The sequence below is a fragment of the Bradyrhizobium sp. PRIMUS42 genome, assembly GCF_023006515.1.
GTDB lineage: Bacteria > Pseudomonadota > Alphaproteobacteria > Rhizobiales > Xanthobacteraceae > Bradyrhizobium.
This window is the reverse complement of record NZ_JALBGZ010000515.1, coordinates 1-4,661: the sequence shown is the minus strand read 5'-3', so window position 1 is coordinate 4,661 and position 4,661 is coordinate 1. Positions and strand designations below refer to the sequence as shown.

Sequence of the window (4,661 nt, the reverse complement as noted above, 5' to 3'; positions counted from 1 at the left end):
AATCGGCGCCGTCGTGGGTGCCGGCACGGGCGCCGCGATCGCCTCCGAAGGCGAGCGCCGCCGCTCCGGCTACTATGCCTATCAGCGCGGCTGCTACATGCAGAGGCCGGACGGGTATTATGTCCGGGTCGATCACAGGTATTGCTACTAGATCAACCGCAGCCCGCGCAGGCTCGCGTGCCCGCCTTTGCCGACGATGATGTGGTCGTGCACGGCGATGCCGAGCGGCTTGGCGATGTCGATGATCGCCTTGGTCATCTGGATGTCGGCCTGCGACGGCGAGGGATCGCCGCTGGGGTGGTTGTGCACGAGGATGAGCGCGGTCGCGGATAATTCGAGCGCGCGCTTGATCACCTCGCGGGGATAGACCGGGGTGTGGTCGACGGTGCCGGTCTGCTGCACCTCGTCGGCGATCAGCTGGTTGCGCTTGTCGAGGAACAGCAGACGAAACTGCTCCTTGTCGGCGAACGCCATGCTGGTGCGGCAATAGTCGATCACCTCGTTCCAGGAGGACAGCGCGTTGCGGCTGTTGACCTCGCCCTTGGTCACGCGGCTCGCCGCCGCGGCAATCAGCTTGAGCTGGTGGATCGCGGACTCGCCGACGCCGTCGACCTCGCGCAGGCGCGCTACCGGCGCATGCACGACCTCGGCGAAGGAGCCGAACGTCTTGATCAGCGCCTTCGCCAGCGGCTTGGTGTCGCGCCGCGGCAGCGCCGGAAACAGCGCTATCTCCAACAGCTCGTAGTCGCTGAGCGCATCCGCCCCCGCGCTGTAGAAGCGCTCGCGCAACCGCTCGCGATGGCCGAGATAATGCGGCGCGTCGTCAGGCTTGCTCTTGTCGTGGTCCGGCTTGGCGGGCATGGGCCGCCAGCATTGCCGGGGGCCGGCGCTTTTGCAACCGTCAATTGCGGCCGCACATGGCTTGATGATGGGCGGGCGGGCCGAACCGCTACCCGATCTGCTTCTCGCCGTGCCGCTCCGACAGCGTGAAGATCTCGACGCCCGTCGCCGTCACGCCGACGGAGTGCTCGAACTGCGCCGACAGCGAGCGGTCGCGCGTCACGGCGGTCCAGCCGTCGGAGAGGATCTTCACGTGCGGCTTGCCGAGATTGATCATCGGCTCGATGGTGAAGAACATGCCGGGCTTGAGCTGCACGCCTTCGCCGGGGCGGCCGATATGGATGATGTTCGGCTCGTCGTGGAACATGCGCCCGAGGCCATGGCCGCAGAAATCGCGCACCACGCTCATGGCCTGCGGCTCGACGAAACTCTGGATGGCGTGACCGATGTCGCCGGTGGTGGCGCCGGGCTTCACCGCGGCGATGCCGCGCATCATCGCTTCATACGTCACCTCGATCAGCCGCTCGGCCTTGCGGGCGATCGGGCCGATCGCATACATCCGGCTGGAATCGCCGTACCAGCCGTCGACGATGAAGGTGACGTCGATATTGACGATGTCGCCCTCCTTCAGGGGCCGGTCGCCGGGCATGCCGTGACAGACCACGTGGTTGAGCGAGGTGCAGGTCGAATAGCGATAGCCGCGATACATCAGCGTCGCCGGATAGGCGTTGTTGCTGAAGGCGAAGTCGCGGACGAACTCGTCGATGCGCGAGGTCGGCACGCCCGGTCCGACGATGTCGGTGAGCTCGTCGAGGCACTTGGCCACCAGCGCGCCGGCCTTGCGCATGCCGGCAAAGGCGGCCGGCCCATGCAGCTTGATCTGTCCGGTCTTGCGCAGCGAGGTATCGGTGGCTTCGACGTAGCTCATGCGTGTCAGGTCTTTTCGGGCTGATCTCGATTTCGGCGGAAAGGCTTGATTTCAGGCCCTAATTTAATGATTGCGGGGCTTCATGCAAGCTTAAGGCAGAGCGTTTTCGAGCGAAGTGGCTACCGGTTCGCGTGAAGAAAACGCATCAAAACCGGAATCTTACGGGCCTCTTGCGCCCGAAAGCGGGCCTAATTCGGGACTTCTACGGTGGTTTCCACCGGCAGCGCGCCGCCGCGGATGCGGATTTCGCGGACGGGATAGGGAACCCGGATGCCCTCGTGCTTGAAGGCGTCCCACAACCCCAGCATCACGTCGCTCCTGACCTTGTCCATGCCGTCGGGATCGGCGATCCAGAAGGTCAGCGAGAATTTCATCCCGGCTTCGGCGAACTCGGTCAGGATGCAGGTCGGCGGTTTGCCCTTCTGCGCGCGCGGATGGGCGGCGGCGGTCTCCGCGGCGAGCGTACAGACCAGGCGGGGATCGGCGTCGTAATTGGTGCCGAAGGCGATCTTCACCAGCGTGTTCTTGTCGGTATAGGTCCAGTTGACGACCTTTTGCGTCACCAGATCCTCGTTCGGCACCAGGAACTCGCGGCCGTCGCCGGCGGCGACGGAAATATAACGCGTCTTCATCGCGCTGATGCGGCCGGTATTGTCGCCGATGGTGACGAGGTCGCCGGGCTTCACCGACTTGTCGGCGAGCAGGATGATGCCCGAGATGAAGTTGGCGACGATCTTCTGCAGGCCGATACCGATGCCGACGCCGACCGCGCCGGAGAACACCGCGAGCGCTGAAAGATCGATGCCGACCGCTCCGAGCGCAATGACAATAGCGACGGCAAGCAGCCCGATGCGGATGATCTTGACCAGGAGCACCTGCACCGATGGCGTCAGATCGGTGGTCGCGTTGATCCGGCTCTCGGCGAAATTGCTCGCGATGTTGGTCGCCCACAGCGCGATGAGCAGGAGCGCACCTGCCTTGAGCACCAGCAGTGGGGTCAACCTGAGGCCGCCGAGCACGATCGCGTAGGAATCGAGCAGGTCGACCGTCGTATCGAGCTGGCCGAGGATCGAGAGCGCTGCGAGAAACCACGCCGTGATCGACACCAGCTTGACGATGAAGGCATTGCGCAGCACCGAGGTCACGAGGCGGATCGCCAGCCAGGCCAGTCCGAGCTTGGCGGCGACCATCAGGAGATAGGAGCGGCTCGGCCAGGTCGCGTGGTACATCACCACGCGGGAGATGATCACGAGCAAGGTGAACACCGCCGTCGAGGCGCTGGCGACCATCACCCGGGCGAAGTGCCGGAGCGGCAGCGGCCAGCGCATCGCCAGCGAGGTCATGTCGATCCGGTTGCGGACGGCGGCTTCCGCGGCATAGGCGATGCCGGCCGCGGCCAGGATCAGACCGAACTGCAGGTAGAACCAGGGCGAGGAGATCTCCGCCCCGACGCTGCGCGCGGTGGTCTGCACGAACTCCATGAAGTCCTTGAGGTCCATGTCCATCGGTCTCGTCGGCAAGCAGGGGAGGAATTGATTCGAGGGAGCCGCAGAATCCCACAAAGGGCGCGGCCGGGCCATCGATACACCGGCATGTGATGTACGTTAAGGCCGTAAAATACGGGCAGATTGCCGCGAGCGGGAGAAAATGGGTTGGCGCAGGAGAGTGCCGACGATAAGGATGAAATTCCAGCGATTTGTACCCGGAAGGTGGATGGCCTCCCTCGACTCCGTTAGCCTCGCCATATTGCTCGGCGCCGTCCTCGTCATGGCCGGCATCCTCTCCAGCCTGCTTGCGCTGCGCTTCGGCGCACCCTTGCTGCTCGTCTTCCTTTTGATTGGCATGCTTGCGGGCGATTCCGGCCCCGGCCAGCTCCAGTTCGACGACGTCCGCACCACCTATCTGGTCGGCTCTGTGGCGCTGGCCCTGATCCTGTTCGACGGCGGGCTGAAGACACGCTTTGCCAGCATCCGCACCGTGCTCGCGCCGTCCGTGGTGCTCGCGACCGTCGGTGTGCTCCTGACCGCGCTGATCACGGCGCCGTTCGCCAAATATGCGCTCGACCTCAACTGGACGGAGTCGCTGCTGGTCGGCGCCGTCGTGGCCTCGACCGACGCCGCCGCCGTGTTCCTGCTGGTGCACACCCAGGGCCTGCGCCTGCGCCCGCGCGTCGGTGCGACGCTGGAGGCCGAATCCGGCACCAACGATCCTTTCGCGATCTTCCTCACTCTGATGCTGGTCGAATACATCTCGCTGGGATCGAGCTCCGCAGGCCATGTGGCGATGGAGTTCATCCAGGAGGCGGTGCTGGGCGCCGTCGTCGGCGTCTTCGGCGGACGGCTCGTCGTCATCGCGCTCAACCAGGTGGCGTTGCCGCAGGGCCTGCATGCGCCGTTCGTGACCACGGCTGCGCTCGTGATCTTCGGCGGCTCGCAGATCATGCACGCCTCGGGCTTCCTCGCGGTCTATCTCGCCGGCATCATCATCGGCAACCGGCCGACCCGCGCGCACAATTCAGTGGTGGCCTTTCTCGACGCGGCGACCTGGCTGGCGCAAATCGTGATGTTCGTGCTGCTCGGCCTGCTGGTCTCGCCGAGCCGGCTCGGCGCCAGCATCCTGCCGGCGGTCGGCATCGCCTTCGTGCTGATGCTGGTGGCTCGGCCGATCGCGGTATTCGCGTGCCTGGCGCCGTTCCGCTTCAACTGGCGCGAGAAGATCTTCATCGCCTGGACCGGCCTGCGCGGCGCCGTCGCGATCTTCCTGGCCTCGATCCCGATGCTGGTCGGCCTGTCCAAGGCCTATCTCTATTTCGACGTCGCCTTCGTCGTCGTCATCATCTCGCTGCTGCTGCAGGGCTGGACCCTGGCGCCGGCCGCGCGCAAGCTGCATGTGG

General features: G+C 65.2%; 4 protein-coding genes. 1 reads left to right on the top strand and 3 read right to left on the bottom strand.

From position 1 onward, the window contains the following. Positions 1-147: 147 nt before the first annotated feature. The 3 genes from radC to MOV75_RS28140 form a co-directional block, all read right to left on the bottom strand. Positions 148-861 (bottom strand): DNA repair protein RadC, encoded by a 714-nt coding sequence (gene radC / locus MOV75_RS28150; protein ID WP_246930900.1) that lies wholly within the window; start codon positions 859-861, stop codon positions 148-150. Between the two features lie 88 nt (positions 862-949). Next, positions 950-1,768 (bottom strand): type I methionyl aminopeptidase, encoded by an 819-nt coding sequence (gene map, locus MOV75_RS28145; RefSeq protein WP_246930899.1) that lies wholly within the window; start codon positions 1,766-1,768, stop codon positions 950-952. 188 nt (positions 1,769-1,956) lie between these two features. Further along, the gene (locus MOV75_RS28140) at positions 1,957-3,273 is read right to left on the bottom strand and encodes a mechanosensitive ion channel family protein (RefSeq protein WP_246930898.1); all 1,317 of its coding nucleotides are present in this window, start codon (positions 3,271-3,273) and stop codon (positions 1,957-1,959) included. Between the two features lie 208 nt (positions 3,274-3,481). Between MOV75_RS28140 and MOV75_RS28135 the strand changes: the two genes are divergently transcribed. Continuing rightward, a partial coding sequence (locus tag MOV75_RS28135) for a potassium/proton antiporter (RefSeq protein WP_247006981.1) occupies positions 3,482-4,661 on the top strand: 1,180 nt, incomplete at its 3' end.